16 protein-coding genes are annotated in these 16,884 nt (G+C 31.6%); 3 read left to right on the top strand and 13 right to left on the bottom strand.

What is annotated here, in order from left to right; genetic code table 11:
• Positions 1 to 224: 224 nt before the first annotated feature.
• Positions 225 to 521 carry an isoamylase early set domain-containing protein gene (locus FOF46_RS16995; RefSeq protein WP_109435501.1) on the bottom strand — a complete coding sequence of 99 codons (297 nt, stop codon included), beginning with the start codon at positions 519 to 521 and terminating at the stop codon, positions 225 to 227.
• 100 nt (positions 522 to 621) lie between these two features.
• Positions 622 to 1,704: an aminotransferase class V-fold PLP-dependent enzyme gene (locus FOF46_RS16990; RefSeq protein WP_109435500.1), complete on the bottom strand. Its 1,083-nt coding sequence runs from the start codon at positions 1,702 to 1,704 to the stop codon at positions 622 to 624.
• Between the two features lie 167 nt (positions 1,705 to 1,871).
• On the opposite strand from FOF46_RS16990, the gene FOF46_RS16985 reads away from it, so the two are divergent.
• From FOF46_RS16985 to fabD, 3 genes are all read left to right on the top strand, one after another.
• Positions 1,872 to 2,810, top strand: coding sequence for a dihydrofolate reductase (locus tag FOF46_RS16985; RefSeq protein ID WP_109435499.1), 939 nt, complete (start codon positions 1,872 to 1,874; stop codon positions 2,808 to 2,810).
• Positions 2,811 to 2,899: 89 nt separating this feature from the next.
• Entirely contained in the window at positions 2,900 to 3,751 is an 852-nt protein-coding gene (locus tag FOF46_RS16980) for a fructosamine kinase family protein (RefSeq protein WP_143917282.1), read from the top strand.
• A 95-nt stretch (positions 3,752 to 3,846) separates the two neighbouring features.
• Positions 3,847 to 4,728, top strand: coding sequence for an ACP S-malonyltransferase (gene fabD / locus FOF46_RS16975; protein WP_143917281.1), 882 nt, complete (start codon positions 3,847 to 3,849; stop codon positions 4,726 to 4,728).
• A 720-nt stretch (positions 4,729 to 5,448) separates the two neighbouring features.
• Here the strand turns inward: fabD and FOF46_RS16970 are convergent.
• From FOF46_RS16970 to FOF46_RS16920, 11 genes are all read right to left on the bottom strand, one after another.
• Positions 5,449 to 6,339, bottom strand: coding sequence for a haloalkane dehalogenase (locus FOF46_RS16970; protein ID WP_109435496.1), 891 nt, complete (start codon positions 6,337 to 6,339; stop codon positions 5,449 to 5,451).
• Between the two features lie 148 nt (positions 6,340 to 6,487).
• Complete coding sequence (locus FOF46_RS16965) at positions 6,488 to 7,762, bottom strand: alpha/beta hydrolase-fold protein (protein ID WP_143917280.1); 1,275 nt, start codon at positions 7,760 to 7,762, stop codon at positions 6,488 to 6,490.
• Positions 7,763 to 7,767: 5 nt separating this feature from the next.
• A complete protein-coding gene (locus FOF46_RS16960; protein WP_143917279.1) occupies positions 7,768 to 9,051 on the bottom strand; it encodes an alpha/beta hydrolase-fold protein in 1,284 nt (427 codons plus the stop codon).
• A 40-nt stretch (positions 9,052 to 9,091) separates the two neighbouring features.
• Positions 9,092 to 10,321, bottom strand: coding sequence for an alpha/beta hydrolase-fold protein (locus tag FOF46_RS16955; RefSeq protein ID WP_143917278.1), 1,230 nt, complete (start codon positions 10,319 to 10,321; stop codon positions 9,092 to 9,094).
• A gap of 120 nt (positions 10,322 to 10,441) precedes the next feature.
• Positions 10,442 to 11,209: a LytR/AlgR family response regulator transcription factor gene (locus FOF46_RS16950; RefSeq protein ID WP_109435492.1), complete on the bottom strand. Its 768-nt coding sequence runs from the start codon at positions 11,207 to 11,209 to the stop codon at positions 10,442 to 10,444.
• 16 nt (positions 11,210 to 11,225) lie between these two features.
• Positions 11,226 to 12,233 (bottom strand): sensor histidine kinase, encoded by a 1,008-nt coding sequence (locus tag FOF46_RS16945; protein ID WP_143917277.1) that lies wholly within the window; start codon positions 12,231 to 12,233, stop codon positions 11,226 to 11,228.
• A 37-nt stretch (positions 12,234 to 12,270) separates the two neighbouring features.
• Positions 12,271 to 12,909 carry a LysE family translocator gene (locus FOF46_RS16940; RefSeq protein WP_143917276.1) on the bottom strand — a complete coding sequence of 213 codons (639 nt, stop codon included), beginning with the start codon at positions 12,907 to 12,909 and terminating at the stop codon, positions 12,271 to 12,273.
• A 112-nt stretch (positions 12,910 to 13,021) separates the two neighbouring features.
• Positions 13,022 to 13,603 carry a GDP-mannose pyrophosphatase NudK gene (gene nudK / locus FOF46_RS16935; protein ID WP_109435489.1) on the bottom strand — a complete coding sequence of 194 codons (582 nt, stop codon included), beginning with the start codon at positions 13,601 to 13,603 and terminating at the stop codon, positions 13,022 to 13,024.
• Complete coding sequence (locus FOF46_RS16930) at positions 13,596 to 14,051, bottom strand: DUF1801 domain-containing protein (protein WP_143917275.1); 456 nt, start codon at positions 14,049 to 14,051, stop codon at positions 13,596 to 13,598. The genes nudK and FOF46_RS16930 overlap by 8 nt, the downstream gene beginning before the upstream one ends.
• A 116-nt stretch (positions 14,052 to 14,167) precedes the next feature.
• Positions 14,168 to 14,938, bottom strand: a complete 771-nt coding sequence (locus FOF46_RS16925; protein ID WP_143917274.1) for a nuclear transport factor 2 family protein — start codon at positions 14,936 to 14,938, stop codon at positions 14,168 to 14,170.
• A gap of 392 nt (positions 14,939 to 15,330) precedes the next feature.
• Complete coding sequence (locus FOF46_RS16920; protein WP_143917273.1) at positions 15,331 to 16,872, bottom strand: serine hydrolase domain-containing protein; 1,542 nt, start codon at positions 16,870 to 16,872, stop codon at positions 15,331 to 15,333.
• Between the last annotated feature and the right edge of the window lie 12 nt (positions 16,873 to 16,884).

Below are 16,884 nucleotides of genomic sequence, written 5' to 3'. Positions count from 1 at the left end.
TATCCATTGTATTAGCCTAGGTGTATGGTCAATACCTTTATTATGGTAGGGTAGTGCTTGTGAAAATGATAAGGAGGTGTTGTTTTATGGGTGTAAGGAAAGTAAACAGTAATAACCCTATGAGCTACTAAAAAAAGCATAAGGTTTATCAAAATATATCAATGATATATTTGTTTTGAGCAAGGTGCTGAGGGTATAAAATACCCCCAACATCTCCATTTTTTTTATAAAATCAATAAGCTATTATCAGCTGCTGCAAAGTCATTCCACAAATACCCATCAGCTTCCTCTTCATTGGTCCATTCGCCATCAACAAGATATTTGAATTCAAAATTATTATCTTTTGGAAGATCAATCGTTCCTTTAAAATTCCCATTCTTTAGTTTTTTAAGAACAGTAGCTTCTGCGTTCCACTCGTTAAACTCTCCGGCTACACTAACATTAGTTGCTTCTTTTGCAGGAACAATAAAGGTAACTTTGCAAATAGGTTTAGATTTTAAATATTGTTTTGTAATCGCCATAATTTTAAATGCTATTTATATTGGTTAATAAAAATCAGCATTAAATTAATACAAAACTTTATAATTAAAAAGAGAGAAGCATCAGATTGTCAGTTATTTATTAACGATAACGATGTAGTGTGTTAAATAATTTATCTAGATCTTCAATAGTGTTAAAAAAGTGAAGACTTATACGAATACCAGATCCTCTTAATGAGGTGATAATATGATCTTTTTGTAGTTGATTAAATAACCTATGATCACCTTTTAAGTTAAAAATAGAACTATGTTTGGACCGTTTGATAACGTCCTCTTCTAAGAGTTGTAAGTTGGCAAGTTCTGATTTGGCATAATCACATAATTCATGAATATGTGTTTCGATATTTGGCAATCCTATTTTAGTGAGAAAATTGAGAGAATATTGTAAACTTCCAAAATTGAATGTATCCAGATGACCACATTCAAATCTTGCTTGTAAACTGGTGTAAGAGGAATCGTAGTCAGTATTGGATGCAGCATTTTTATAATCAGAAGGCGTGATGTTATCCAGAATGTTATTTTTGAATAACATAAAACCATTACCATAACCACCTAATAGCCATTTGTAACCACTACATCCCATAATATCAATTCCCGAGGTATCAAAGTTAAAGACCTTTGTTCCGCAGAATTGTGTAGCATCGGCAATAATGAGAATATCAGGGTATTTATTTTTTAAGAAAGCAAGAAATTCATGATCAATTGCAATACCATTAATATATTGTACTAAACTAAATGCAAAAATATCAGGCTTGTGTTTTTTTATGGCATTTTCAATGTTTTGTTCCAGAGTTGCATTCACTTTTGCATAACAAATTTTAAACCCTTTATTAGCAACCGCAAAATTAATTGATGGATAATCTTCATCTAATAAAAGTACTTTTTTACTCTTTTCAAGTCCGTTTAAGATCGTATTAAACCCGAGTGAAAAATTAGGAGTCAATATTGTATCACCTTCAGAATTCTTAAAAAAAGTAGCTATGGTTTTACGCACATTAGATAGAAAAGTGGCTTGAGGATCTCTAAATATGCTACCCGAAATCAGAAAATCTAAATCATGTTCTTGTCTAAAATCAAGGAGTGAGTCATATAGTAAACCAGAAGAAGCTGTGTTGAGATATGTATTCTGAGCTAAAATTGGAAATTCTTTTCTTAAATTCTTCATAAGTAACTTTAGGGCATTTTACTAAAAACTATATCTTTACTAAGTGAAACTTTATTTTGAAGATTTGCTGTAAGCAACGCATTCAAAATGATTAGTTGAACTTATCCCGCTATAGAGCGGGATCTGTTTTAATGTTGTTTATTTACAGATACTAAGTTAGCATTAATATGTTTTCAAAAAAGAAAGAAACTTTACAAATTGATCCTCAACAACGAGAACTTTATGAACATGCACGTAAACGTGTTATTCAGAAGAAAAGACTTTTTCAGCATTTTATAGTTTTTGCAGTAGGATCTGTTTTTTTTGCCATTTTAAACCTGGCATTTGGTTATGGAAAAGATATTACGTTTTTTGGTGTATCATGGTCTGTTGTAGCCATAATATGTTGGTTTTTTCTTTTAGCTATTCACTTTTGTAATGTATGGTTGTTTAGTACATTTATGGGACAAGAATGGTCTGATCGCCAGATGGAAAGATTGATTACCAAACAAAAAGAAGAGATAGCTTTAATCCAAAAAGATGTGGATTTAATGTATCCTAAAGAAGAACTCATAAAGAAAAAAGAAGAATTCATTAAGGGAAAGACATCTGAGATTGTGGGAGAACTAAAAGCAACTAAGAATATGGTTACAATGATTGCCGCTGCAGGAGAAAATAATGCCTTGGGAAAGGATAATGATTTGGTTTGGCATTTGCCAGATGATTTCAAAAGATTTAAGAGCCTCACTTCTGGGCATAATATTATTATGGGACGTAAAACCTTTGAGACTTTTCCAAAATTACTTCCAAACCGTGTGCATATTGTGATTACCCGAAATACATCATATCAAGCAGAAGGTGCAATTGTGGTTCACACCATAGAAGATGCTCTGGAGGTTGCTAAAGGAGATGCGCAACCTTTTATTATTGGTGGTGGAGAAATTTATACAATGGGAATGGATCACTCTGATTGTATCGAACTCACCCGAGTTCATGAATCTTTTGATGCAGATGCTTTTTTTCCAGAAATTGATACCGAAATATGGAAACTAGAAAAAGAAGAGTTTCATGATATCGATGAGAAACATAAGTATCCTTTTACCTACTTAACGTATAAGAGAAGATAAATAATATCAACTTTTTGTCGTATTTAGTAGATTCCAGGTATAGTTGATCATAAAACCTCTAGATTTTACTGGAGACTAAAGAGTTCGTTATGATATCAATAGAATTCAAAAAGTATTTAGAAGATCTCCTTTCAGAAACCATTATATCTATACAGACCTTATCTGGTGGCGATATTAATGATGTCTACTTATTGATAACGAAAACACAAAAGTGTGTAGTTAAACGTAATACTGCTTCAAAGTTTCCAGGGATGTTTGAAGCCGAAGCTTATGGATTAAAAATTCTTAAAAACTCTAATACGTTTACAGTTCCTGAAATTCTTGATTTTGGTAGGCATGATGACAATGGTTTTTTGATACTGTCCTATATCGAAATCGCACAACCAACTACTAATTTTTGGGAAGTATTCGGAAGAAAATTAGCTGCGTTACATCAATGTGATATGTCGTATTTTGGCTTAGAACAACATAATTATATAGGAAACTTACCTCAATATAATTCAAAATGTAATTCTGCCGCAGAATTTTACATCTCTCAACGTCTACAACCTCAATTTAAATTAGCAATCAAGAAGGGTTATGTTTTTTCAGGTTTGGATAAGCTTTATCAAACTATCGAAAGTGAAATTCCTAATGAACAACCTAGTTTAATTCATGGGGACTTATGGAGTGGTAATTATATAATAGATAAAAATGGAAGCCCTTGTCTTATCGATCCAGCAATTGCATATGCCCCAAGAGAAATGGATATCGGTATGATGCATCTTTTCGGAGGTTTTAATGCGAACCTGTTTGAAACGTATAATGAAGTTTTTCCGCTTGTTGATCATTGGAACAATAGATTACCTATCTGGCAATTGTATTACCTTTTAGTACACCTTAATGTATTCGGGAGTTCCTATTATAAAAGCATACAGAAGATTTTAAGTCGATATATATAGAATAGAAAACCTATGTTGTTTAGAGACTTTATATCTTTAACCATTTATGACTTTTAATCCTTACTTTTGTCAAAATTTTAAACACACAATTTCATATGAATGCATATGTATTTCCAGGTCAAGGTGCCCAATTTTCAGGAATGGGTCTTGATCTATACGAAAACTCAAAAATTGCCAAAGAACTTTTTCATAAAGCCAATGATATTTTAGGTTTTGAAATTACTAAAATCATGTTCGAAGGTTCTGCAGATGAGCTAAAGCAAACCAAAGTTACTCAACCAGCTATTTTTTTACATTCTGTTATTTTAAGTAAAGTATTAGGAGATAGTTTTAAACCAGATATGGTTGCAGGACATTCATTAGGAGAATTTTCTGCCTTAGTTGCAAATGGAACTCTTACTTTTGAAGATGCACTACAATTAGTATCCAAACGTGCGATGGCAATGCAAAAAGCATGTGAATTAAAACCATCTACAATGGCAGCTGTTTTAGGGTTAGAGGATGAGGTTGTTGAAGAAACTTGTGCCGAAATTGATGGAGTAGTAGTAGCAGCAAATTATAATTGTCCAGGACAATTAGTGATTTCGGGTGAAGTTGAAGCGATCAATAAAGCTTGTGAAGTACTAAAAGAAAAAGGAGCTCGAAGAGCATTGGTATTACCTGTTGGTGGAGCATTTCACTCACCCTTGATGGAGCCTGCAAGAGAAGAATTGGCCGCAGCAATAGAGGCTACTACTTTTAGTACTCCAAACTGCCCGGTGTACCAGAATGTAACTACAAAAGCGGTTACAGATCCTTCTGAAATTAAAAAGAATTTAATTGCTCAACTTACTGCTCCAGTAAAATGGACTCAAAGTGTGCAAAATATGATTGAAGAAGGAGCAACAGTTTTTACAGAAGTTGGACCAGGAAAAGTATTATCTGGATTAGTGAAGAAAATAGATCGTTCTATGGAAACGATTTCAGCTTCAGTTTAAAATAATATTCAACTTAGGATAAGTTTATTGTCATAATATTTTACCCCTAAAGATTAAAAAACTTTAGGGGTTTTTTGACCCAAATTCTATGATGTAAAATGATGGTATATTATAGTATTAATACTACTATTGTTATTAATGAAGCGATACTGCATAATAGGCAAAAGCTTGCCAGAAACATATAATTCAATTTTATTTTGGTATCCATAATTGAAAATTTTAATAAAGTGTGTAGTTATCTATGAATAGCATGACTACAAGCTTTAGGAAGCTCTGACAATATATCCATGATAGCTTTTAAATTAAACCTGAATTTAGTTTTAAATGAGTTCATAGTATTTCTTTTTTATAGTTTATGATTTTAGCTATTATTAATTAATGAAACAAAACTATATCATATTCTCATAAAAAAATATTTCATCCTATTGTATGAGAAAACCATTTCGTTATTTTTGAAATGCACAATGGTTGTTTTTAAGAAATAAAAAAAAGAAGTTTAAGTGCTTGAAAATAAGAATTTTACAAGTCTTTTTTGATGAGCTTATTTTGACTTTTTCTTTTCCCTAAAAATGCTAGATTTTCTACTTAAAACCATCATCAAAAATGAGTTAAGTGCTAAAATAGGTGCAGTTTAGTATGACTTATAATCAAATTATATAGCAATTTAGGAGTACAACAATTTGATTTTAATTAGGAATATAAAGGTAGGTTGGTGATCATTTAAGTTATAATTTTTAGCTCATCTTTCATGAACTGATCTATGTATTGTGCTATTTCTTCTCCTTTTTCTTCTTGTAAAAAATGCCCTGCATTTTTGATTATAATTTTTTGTTGTTCTGCGCTAGAAGGGATTAATCGATAAAAGAATTTCTCAAGTCCTCCCAGGATTTTATCCTTATCAGAAAACAATACTAATGCAGGTTTTTGCCATTTAGAAAGTACATCTCTCGCTTTTTGTATAGGTTTAACCGCGGGATCATTAACATTAGCAGGAACCAGTAAAGGAAAAGCTACTGCTCCTCCTTTATGTTTCTTATTCGGGAAGGGAGCGTTATAGGCTTGAAGCACTTCTTGAGATAATTTTTGATATGAACCATGTTTAAGAATACTCGGTATAGACAGTGATGGATGATATTTTGCATATGCTCTCCAGATTTTAAAAAAGAAAGACATCTTTTTACCTACTGGTAAAAAAGTATTTAGTATAACAACTCTTTTAAATTTTTCTGGATATTCTGCCAGAAGAGATAACCCTAATATCCCTCCCCAATCTTGCACTACTAATGTAATATCATTAAGGTCTAGTTTCTGAATTAGATTTTCAAGAGATTTAAAATGAAGATCGAAGCTATAGTTTTTATAACCAACAATTTTATCAGACTTCCCAAATCCAATAAGATCTGGAGCAATAAATCGATAGTTTTTTAAAATGGGTATAAACTTTCTATAAAGATAAGACCAGGTAGGTTCTCCATGAAGTGCCAGAATAGTTTCACCTTGCCCTTCATCAATATAATGCATTTGTAAATTATCAAAACGTATAAAATTCTCTTTATAAGGAAAATCTTCAATTGATTCAAAACGAGAAAAATCAGGTTGTACTATTTGCATGAGTTTGTATTATTAATGATGAACCCAAGGATTAAAGATATGTAAAAGTGATATTTTAATCCAATATGGCTTTTAGTCGTACATAATATAGTTACCTAATGAAAATAATAAGATTAATCGGTATTAAGCAAAATGGTAATGATCAATATCAGTTGTTTTTTAAACCAGATAAATCTTTTTCATATTCTTCTAATCTCCAGTCAGAATTTTTCTTTGCAAGGGTGATTGCTTGTTTGTAGTACGCTCTTGCTTTGTCTTTATTTTTTAAAGTTAGATAGACATCTCCCAATCCATTAATGGGTCTTGCCAATTCGGGAAACTTAGTACTAAAAAACAGATATAGCTCTTCGGCTTTCTTGGGTTGATTATGTTTGAGGTAAAATTCTGCAAATACACATCCCCAGTTTGTTCTTAATTTTTCTAGAAACCCTTTTGATTTAAATTGGTTTATGAATGTGTTAAATGCCGTATAATCATCTTCATCTGAAGCCTTTTTAACAAGATTCCACATGGTGCCTCGTGCAATTCCTTCAGGAAAATCAAATTTTTTTGCTCTTTTTTTGTAGTACGTAATAATATTATCCATTCCTCCAGAGGACTCATACTCTTTTAAAGAATTAAACTGGAGTTCTGGATAGTAATGATAATAGCGTTTTAATCCATGATATAAAGTGTGATACGAGGTAGAACGATGTTCTTCATTTTGTAGATAAATATATTCCCAACGTAATGTTATTGGAGCTTCAGATTCTAATTTCTTTTTAAGATATTCAGTACCTTCGGTAACCACACCTTCATTGTTGCTAGATGAGAAAAATAAAAAAGTATCAAACTTCTTTTTTACTCTAAGTATACTATCTAATGACTTCATTCGATTTGCAGATATCGGAAGGCCAGGGTCATGTATTGGAAAAGGACTGGCAGCCAAGTAGCCATTAAACAATTCAGGTTTTTTAATCATTGCTTCGATGGCAAAACCTCCTGCATATTCCCATCCAAATAATAGGCGTTCGCTAGAAGTTCTATATTCTTTATCTAGGTATGGGATAACTTCTGTAGAAAGGAAATTAAAAAAAGGCTTTGTACCCGAGCTAAAATGACCAAATCGTTGGGGGTATGAGTTACTTATACCTACTACGATAAACTCTGGAGTGAGTTTAAATTGTTTAAATGAGTGCAATAAACTTACCGTATGAAGGAAAAGCCGTTGTCCATCTAATACATAAATAACTGGATATTTTTTTGAAGAATCTTTGTAAGTATCAGGTAGAAAGATTTGTATTGTTCTTTCTTCTTTTAGAATTGAAGAATTGATAATTACGTTTTTCCCAACAATATTCTCTGTCGTTTTAATTTGTGTATACGCAGTATAATGGGCAAAACCATGTAGAAATAGAAATAGGAAAATGGTTTTGATATTCATAAATTTTATTTTTCTAGTTTATCTTTAAGTTTGGATAATTGTTTTTGATATTCAGATACATATTGGTTGTCATACTCTTTGGCTAATTCAACAGCTTTTTGTTGTGCTTCTATTGCGGCTTTGAGTTGATTATCTTTTTCTAATGCTTCTGATAAGCTATTATATGCCCATGGGGACTTAGGACGATATTCTACTCTTCTTTTAAAAACTTCTATAGATTCCTTAATTCTTCCATCTTTTAATAATTTTCCTCCTATGAATCGCAGAGAATTTACACTATTCCACCTTTCTGCTTTCGGAAGAATAGGAAAACCATACATGGTGGAAAGTTTTTGGTGAAAAGCATCTATATTTTCTAAGGCATTTCCTGGTTGTTTTATGATATCTCTGAATTTTGGAGACCATTCTTCTATTGGAAAAATCATTTCTATTGAAGATAGCATCGCTTTTATAATACAATCATAATGTTCTTCGTTGGGTATGGTTTCTACCTTTAACATTAGATTTTTGGATTGAAACGGAGCCAGACGTTTTTTTAACTCATCAAGATTGTTTTGGTATTGCTGCTTTTTGCCTTTAAGATCTGATGATGCTATCCCAAGATATAATTGTCCTTTGCGATTAGGGTTTTTAATAAAACTTTCTTCAAAGGCATCTATAAATGTGGTATTGGGTCGATATCCCATGCCAATCATATCTGCAGAAGCAACAGTAATATGTGCCCGAAACAGATCAGGTTCTTTTGCAAACGTATGTAAAGGAAAAACACTACTTCCTGATACGCCAATAATCATTCTGTAGCCATTAGCACGATACTGTTTTTTTAAATAAGGAAATAACTCTTCTTTAAGATGTTTTACAAATTGATCAGGGTCTGCATTGAATTCTAGTTCTTCTGTGCTTCCCCACATACCATTAGTATACACATTTGGGGCATAATGTTTTTCTTCATCAAAACTAATAACGATGGCTTCAGGCATACGAGTGACAGAACTAAGATGTTTTACAACACCAGATATCATTTGAAAAAACTTAACCCCGTGAGAACCACTTATCATGATTATTGGGTATGTATGATCTTCAGAAGCGTCATGAAAACTTTCTGGGAGATATATGTTCATTACTCTCTTCTCATTAAGAATTTTAGAATGAAAAGTAATTTTTTCAGCATGCGAAATAGGTGCAGTAGAGATTTGTGTTAATGATGAGTTATTAGCTTGTTGAGCTCTTCCAGAAAAAACAGATGCTAATAGAAGAGTGATGATTATAAAGAGACTATTCGTTTTCATAATGTGATGAATTCTTGATTGTGATGTTAAATGATATATATTATTTTTTAATGTTCTGCTCTAATTCTTCTAGCGACTTTTTGTATGTAAGCAACTCAGGATTTGATTCTTGTTTTGCAATTTTAATAGCTTTTTCATAAGACTTTATCGATTCTTTTTTATTTCCTGCTACTTTTAATGCTAAACCTAGATAGGCATGTGATGTAGACGATAATGGATAAAGCTGTGTCCAATATCGATACAACTCAATTGTTTCAGTTATTCTTTTTTGGCTCAAAAGTCGATTACCAATGTTTTTAATACAGTTCATACTATATAATCGATTCATATTTGGATAAATCGTAAAACCATATTCTTGAGAAAGATTATTATAAAAAAGGTCAATATTTTCTTTTGCATTTCCAGAGGTATTAATAATATCGATATAATCAACCACCCATCTTTCTTTTGGGAAAATAAAATCCATTGCGTTAATCAGTCCGGGGAGTAAAACATCTGTATGACCTTCGCCATCTATTATTTCTGCTTTTGCTTTAAATTTATTTGTGATAAATGGAGATAACCTTTGATTAAAACTTGTAATATTGTCTTTGATGTCTGGGTGATCATTCAAATCTTTACCACCAGAAACAACATATAAATAAGCGTTGTGAGAAGAGTTATGTGCCAAAGAGCTTTCGATAGCATCGATAAGATTCTTATTTTTTACATAACCATCGCCAATAATGTTTCCCGAGGCAATTGCTATATATGCCTGAAACAATTTAGGTTGCTTGCAAAAAATGTCTAACGTAAAAACCGAAGAAGGAGAAAACCCTATCAAGGTTTTAAAATTTACTGTTCGATATGTAGAAGCCAATTTTGGAAACACTTCTTTTTCTAGGAACATTTTAAATTCTTCCTGATGATTACCATATCCATAACTTCTTTTTTTGTGATTGTCATACAAATCAGGGGCATAGTACGTTCGATGCTTGTTTCCTTCAGTTATGGCAACCACTATAGATTCTGGCATTCTAGAGGTAGAACTTAGTTGATTGACTATTGCTGTCATTGTTGGAAACATCAATTGATGATCAAGAATGAGGATAATAGGGTAGGATTTAGTTGATTTATGGTACCCATATGGTAAGGCGACTTTTACGTTTTGAGTTTCTTTTAAGAACTTTGACTCAATTTCAAAAGTTTCTATGTCGTTAGAATTATCAATTAGTTGTCCTTTAACACGACATATTAATAATAAGGAAATAATGATAATATAATTTTTCATCTTAATGTTTGATACCTGCTAAATCATAAATATAGCTTGTAACCAAAACTCTAATTATAGAATACTGATGAATGAGGAGAAAAAAGAGGTAAAGCGTTTCTTTTTGTCGTTAAAGATAAACTAAAATTGCACCCACTTCCTGAAGGCCGGAGTTGTGTTAGAACTGGTGATAACTCCTTGTTCTATGCCGTCAAGAATGATTAGTAGTCTATTTTTACTATGACTATCCATTACTTTAATATGATTAATATTTATTATTTGGCTTCTATTGATTCTAAAAAACATTTTAGGATCTAATTGATCACTCAAAGTACCAATGGTCTGTGATATACTATTGATATTTCCGTTATGATCAGTAATTTTACAAAAATCACCACAAGCATCAATTAGGGATATTGTTTCTGTATCAATTAACTTAATGCCATTTCCTTTTTTGACAACAAAACGTTTTAAGAACTGCTTATTTTCGGGAGTAATTAGTTCTTTAAGCTCTTTAAAAACTTCTTTATTTAACGATCGTGAGTGTTTGGGTAATGCAATGAGTGTTTCATATTTTCGAAGTGCCTCAGAAAGTTCTTCTTTTGAGTATGGTTTTAGGATGTAAGCAATCCCATTAGTTTTAAAAGCATCTAATAAAAATGTATCATAAGCAGTGCAGAAAATAATAGGAGAGGATATATTTATATGGTCAAAGAGGTCAAATGCAATACCATCTAATAATTGAATATCTGAAAGGATGAGGTCATATTGGTGCTCAGACAACAATACTTTTGCTTCTACTACAGATCTTGACCAGTCCTGCATAAAGTCAGTTCCAAAATACTCAGCAAGATATAGCTTAAGTTTTTCGTAAGCCGGAATCTCATCTTCTAAAATCAGAATATTCATGTATGTTGTATATTATTTAATGTTCCAAATTGAGAAGAGGCAATAGAATAGTAAAATGTGTATCATCTTCTTTTATAGTAACTTCTTTATCAGAAAGTAAAAGATATCGTTTTTTTATGTTTTGTAATCCATTACCCGAATAATGATCTGTTTCAGAACTTTTTGAGGTATTATTTTTAACTAATATATCGTTTTTACTAATGGTGATTTGTGTGGTAATAATTAGATCATTAGTTGGTTTGTTATGTTTTACAACATTTTCAATAACCGTTTGTAAAGCTCCTGTGGGTAAATATTTGTTTTTTGGAAGATTAACCTCTGGTACGTTAAACTCATAGGAATGTCCAAATCGTGTTTTAATAAGAAAGAAATAATTTTCAGCTAATTTCATTTCTTCTTCCAAAGATGCCACTTCTTGATCTTTGGTTTGTATAAGATATCGATATAAATATGCTAATCGAGACAGGTATACTTTTGCTTTTTCTGGAGAAATATCTATAAGTGCGTCTAAAGTATTTAGACTATTGAACAAAAAATGAGGATCAAATTGTGAACGTAATACTTTAAGTTCTGTTTCTCGTTGTTCCTTTGCAATTTGATTGATCTGGATAGAATTTTCGTAGTATTTTTTACCAAGTAATAAACCAAGAGGTATGGCAACATCTACAGCAGAATTGTAATAGCTTTTGAATACTAAATTAGTAGTCATTTCTGATATCTTTAATGGGTTGCCAGACGACCAAAATTGAAGAAGAAGTGAGCCAAATCCTATGATAATAACACATCCCAAAGCAGTAATAAAAAACAAGTAGTATTTTTTGTTTTTAATCAATAATTCTATAATTAAATACCTAAAAACAATAAGGAGTAGTATCGTTTTTATCCAAAATAGTGGTATGTCCACGGTGTATTTTAGTATAGGTTTTTCTAAAATATAAAACTGAGCAGCATCCCAGACACTTGCTAACAAAAAGTAGAACCCTAGAAGTCTATAATCTGATGAGTTAAGTTTTAGATATGTCATACACTATTATCTAGTTTTTATCCGGGCAACTCATTTTTTATTTTGCTTTTGCGAAAGCAATTTTTACTGCCAAGCCACTTAATACAGAAGCCATGAACCACTTTTGAACTCTAACCCAGATTGGATTTTTGGCAAACCAGGAAGCCATTTTTGCTGCAGAAATAACAATGAGAAAATTAATACAAAAACTTATAATGATTTGAACGATTCCTAATTGAAAACTTTGCGAAAGGATTGAGCCGTATTCTGGTTTAATAAACTGAGGAAAAAAGGATAAATAAAATAGAGCCATTTTTGGATTGAGAATATTGGTTAGGAATCCAATATTAAATAGTTTAAAAGGATTGTCTTTTTTTAGGTTGTGATTTTTTGTGTCAAATATTTTATTACCATCAGACTTAACTGTGTTGTATGCTAAATACAGAAGATAGCCCACACCCAAAAATTTCACAACTATAAACGCATAAGGTACAGCAAAGAATATAGCAGTTAATCCAAATGAAACCATGAGAATATGAAATAGAAATCCACAAATCACACCAAATAAAGAAATAATTCCTGCTTGTTTACCTTGTGATAAAGATCTTGATATCAAATAAATCATATTTGGTCCAGGAGATAATACCATAATAAGCGAGGCTAAAGCAAATACTAATAGTTCATGTAAGGGTATCATATACTAGTTTTATAAATTAACTGCTTAAAAGTATTATTTTTTTTAATGCTGAAAATCAAATTAACACGATCTTTAGATATACAGACTCCTCAAACACTTAATTAAACACTATTTATATGATATTATGAATTTTTGCATGTTGTAATAACATAATGGTTTTACCATCTTTTATTTCTCCTGAGTAAATCATCTTATATGCTGTGTCAAAGTCTAATTCTAGTACTTCTATATTTTCCTGTTCTTCTGATAATCCACCTCCATCACTTACTTTCATTTCTTTAGTATATTCTGCAATGAAAAAATATAATATTTCTGTAACTGATCCAGGAGACATATAAGATTCGAATATCTTTTTAACTTTAGAAATTTTATAACCTGTTTCTTCTTCAGTTTCTTTACGGATGCAGTCCTCTGCATTGTCCTGATCCAGTAATCCGGCACAAGCTTCTATCATCATACCATTTTTGTTTCCGTTTACATAGGTTGGTAATCTAAACTGTTTGGTAAGAATAACTTTTCGGGTATTAGCATTGTAAAGCAAAATAACAGCTCCATTTCCTCTATCATATGCCTCTCTCGAATGTGTTTCCCATTCACCATTTTTGTTTTGATACTCATAGGTAACTTTATTGAGGGTATACCAGTTATCTGATAATACTTCGGTTTTGGTAATTTTTATAGCGTCATTAGTCATTCCTTGGTAGTTGTTTTTTTATTTTTGAAATTGTTTTTCCACTAGATTTAGAAGGCTTGTTCATATCATTGATAGCAAAATTTATTGCTGATTTCACTAAGTTTTCTACATCGTCGTTTTGATAATCTCCTTTTTCTGTAATAGGTATATGCCGTATTAATTTCCCTGTTCCGGTAAGTAATGCATGAGGGTCATCGATTAAAACCCCTTTATTAAAACCAAGATTAAGATGGTTTGTGTATATAGGAATCATACAAAAAGCATCAGATAATTTCTCTGAAATTGAATATACAGTGGTTAAAGCATGTGTGTGGTAAAGTAGTTCGTTACTATCTGGATATATCGACAAGATATAGTTTCTTACATCTTTAAAGAGGTCAATTAAATCAGGTTCTTTTAATGCTAAGAAGTAAAGAAAATCAGGATGTATTTCTCTGTTCTTATTCATATTCTCTTTTTGTATGAATGATATAAAGTCACATTTACTGATTTGTAAAGGTAAACATAAAGGGTGCGAAACACACCCTTTAATATTTTGTAATATGCTTTTATTAAGCTAAAAAATCAAAACATTCCATTGAGATGTGCCATCTCTTTAGGAATTTTTTGAGATACAGACCAATGCTCGGTTATTATTTTATCTTTTAACCTATAAATATCGTATACTACAAAAGGAACAGTTTCAAAGAAGACTTCGGATTGAGTAACAACAAAATTTCCTTCCCCTAATATTCGATAAACTTTTTTGACATCAATTTTTTTATAATATTGAATCAATGCTTCGCGACCATTCTCGATTTTTGGATTATGTTGAATCAAATTTGTTGATATATAATCCACCCACAAGTCTGAGGACTTATCCAGTAGTACATGTTTTGTATACTTATGAATGATGTTCTTGTTCTCCTCAGTTGAATTTATGTTCTCAATAGTTGTTGTTCCCTCAACAACAGGATTAGGGTTTGCACTGAATCCAGTTATATCTTCTGAAGCATCCCAATGTTCTGCAAGAAGGCCATCTTTTAGCCTATACAAATCTAATACAGCTTTTTGTTGCCCCATAAATTTGATACTTAAATGAACAGCAACGAAATTTTCATCACTAATCAACCGCATAAAAGGTTTAACAGGGTTTTTGGGTTGAGGTAACTGTTTTAGAAAAGACATAAACTCTATAAAGCCATCCTTTCCTGTTTTTACCGTTGGACTATGTTGTATATATTCGTTTGTAAGTATATCATCTATTAGACTTGTATCGCCTAGACCAAGTACTTTGTTATAAAAATCTAATACTACTGTTGTATTTGAATTAAATGGTTCTATTCTACTATCCATTTTTTATGTTTTTTTAGTTTTTAATTGCATGATATTTTATACATATCGTGCATATCAATGTTCGGATTGACGTCATATTCAATCCCATTTTGAATGATTAAAAAAATTTGAATTTAGATCGGAGTGGACACAACTATGCCATTACATTAAACTTAGCATAGTCTAATACAATATCTACCCCAAAAAAGAGGGAGTCTTTTGGAAAGACTTAAATGATATGTAAAAACGAATAATCAGATGATAAAAATACTAAATAAACATGAATGTTAGGATAGCTTTAACGATTAAGGTTGTATTTGTTTTTGAGATATAATTGTAATCATCACGGTATAAAGAAAAACTTTTCTTTCTTCTTTATACCATAATGATTTTAATGGAATGACTATGAAGTATTAGTTTATTACTCTAGTATATATTTGATCTTCCCAAATAGCCTGTTCTACTTTTCCTTCATTGACAATAAATTGGATGCCAGAACCAGACCCTGGAACCATCTCTACTCTTATCGAATTCGCATTTTTATAGGGTGTAGCATCAACAGATTTTAAATTTCCAGAACTGGCAATTAATCGATTTCCCCCAAGATGTTCGATTATTAATGTTCCAAATAAATCACTGGTATACTTTCCTGCATAAGAAGAAAAAGGTAATTCTAATTGCCATTGTCTTTCTACTAGTTTTATATAGTGTTCTTTAACGTTCTCTTTGAATGTAGCTATAGTCTTGCTATATTCTTTTAATTTATTTTGATAATAAACATCAATATCTTTTCGTCCCGAAAAATAATCAATAGCATAAGATGTAAGTAAGAAACTGAGATATCTACCTGTGTCAGATTCGTTTGCCATGACTACAACTCCAACTTTTTTGGATGGCATAAATGAAACTTCAGAATGGAAACCTACATATCCCCCAAAATGATGAACTAAGGTATCTCCATGATTAGTGGTCCCTTGATTCCATCCGTATCCATATCCAAATCGTTTTAGCTCCATATATTTTCTATCTTGACGGACATGAGATAACACACTTTTTTTTATTAAATCGGTATCAAAGATTTGCTTATTACCTATTTTTCCGTTGTTAAGCTCCATAATCAACCATCGAGCCATATCGCGAGAGGTTGTAATCATACCTCCGGCAGCGTGCATTGTATTATCTTTTTTTTCTAATAAAAGTCGCTCTAACGTATTCTGATCATTTAACTGACTGTGAGGCTTTGCAACTTCCCATCCATTCTGATCTGCGGTCGACATTCGTGCAGTTGTACGGTTCATTTGTAAAGGATTAAAAATTTCTTCTTCAAGTACAGATTGCCAATCCGTATCCAGTTCTCGTTCCATAATCATACTTAAAATATTATACCCAAGATTTGAGTATTGAAATTTTCCGTGAGGTGCTTTTTGGTTAACTTTTGTAAGTTGAGATAATTGTTCTAATAGTTGATTTTGATCATGAATTCCTGTGTATGCTGTTGAATTTATGATTGGCCAGTTTTTTATACCTGAAGTATGTAAAAGTAAATCGTGTCCGGTAATATGATCTGCTTTGAGTTCTGGAGCAAAATTCACTTCGGGGAAGTATGCCGATAAAGATTTATCTAAATCTAGCTTACCTTTGTTTTCAAGAATCAATGCAGATAAGGCTGTAAATGATTTGGTAGCAGAAGCAATGTAAAATAAGGTATTCTCATCTACTTTTATGCCTTTATCTATGTTTGCAAGCCCATGATAGTGTTCAAAAATAACCTGGTCATCTTTGACTACAGCAAGAGATAATCCATGCTTTGTTCCTAATTCTTTTACTGCTGATTCCAGGAATTCTGAGTATGAAGTATTGAACTCAGAATAATCAGGTTTTTTGGGTGTAGTACTACAGGATAAAAAAAATAGTGATAGCGTTAATAGGCTAATTGAAAAGATCTCTTTCTTCATTGATATAGAATT

The sequence above is a fragment of the Aquimarina algiphila genome (assembly GCF_007489275.1).
GTDB lineage: Bacteria > Bacteroidota > Bacteroidia > Flavobacteriales > Flavobacteriaceae > Aquimarina > Aquimarina algiphila.
Note: the sequence above shows the minus strand (reverse complement) of the source record. Positions and strands in the feature narration are given on the sequence as shown.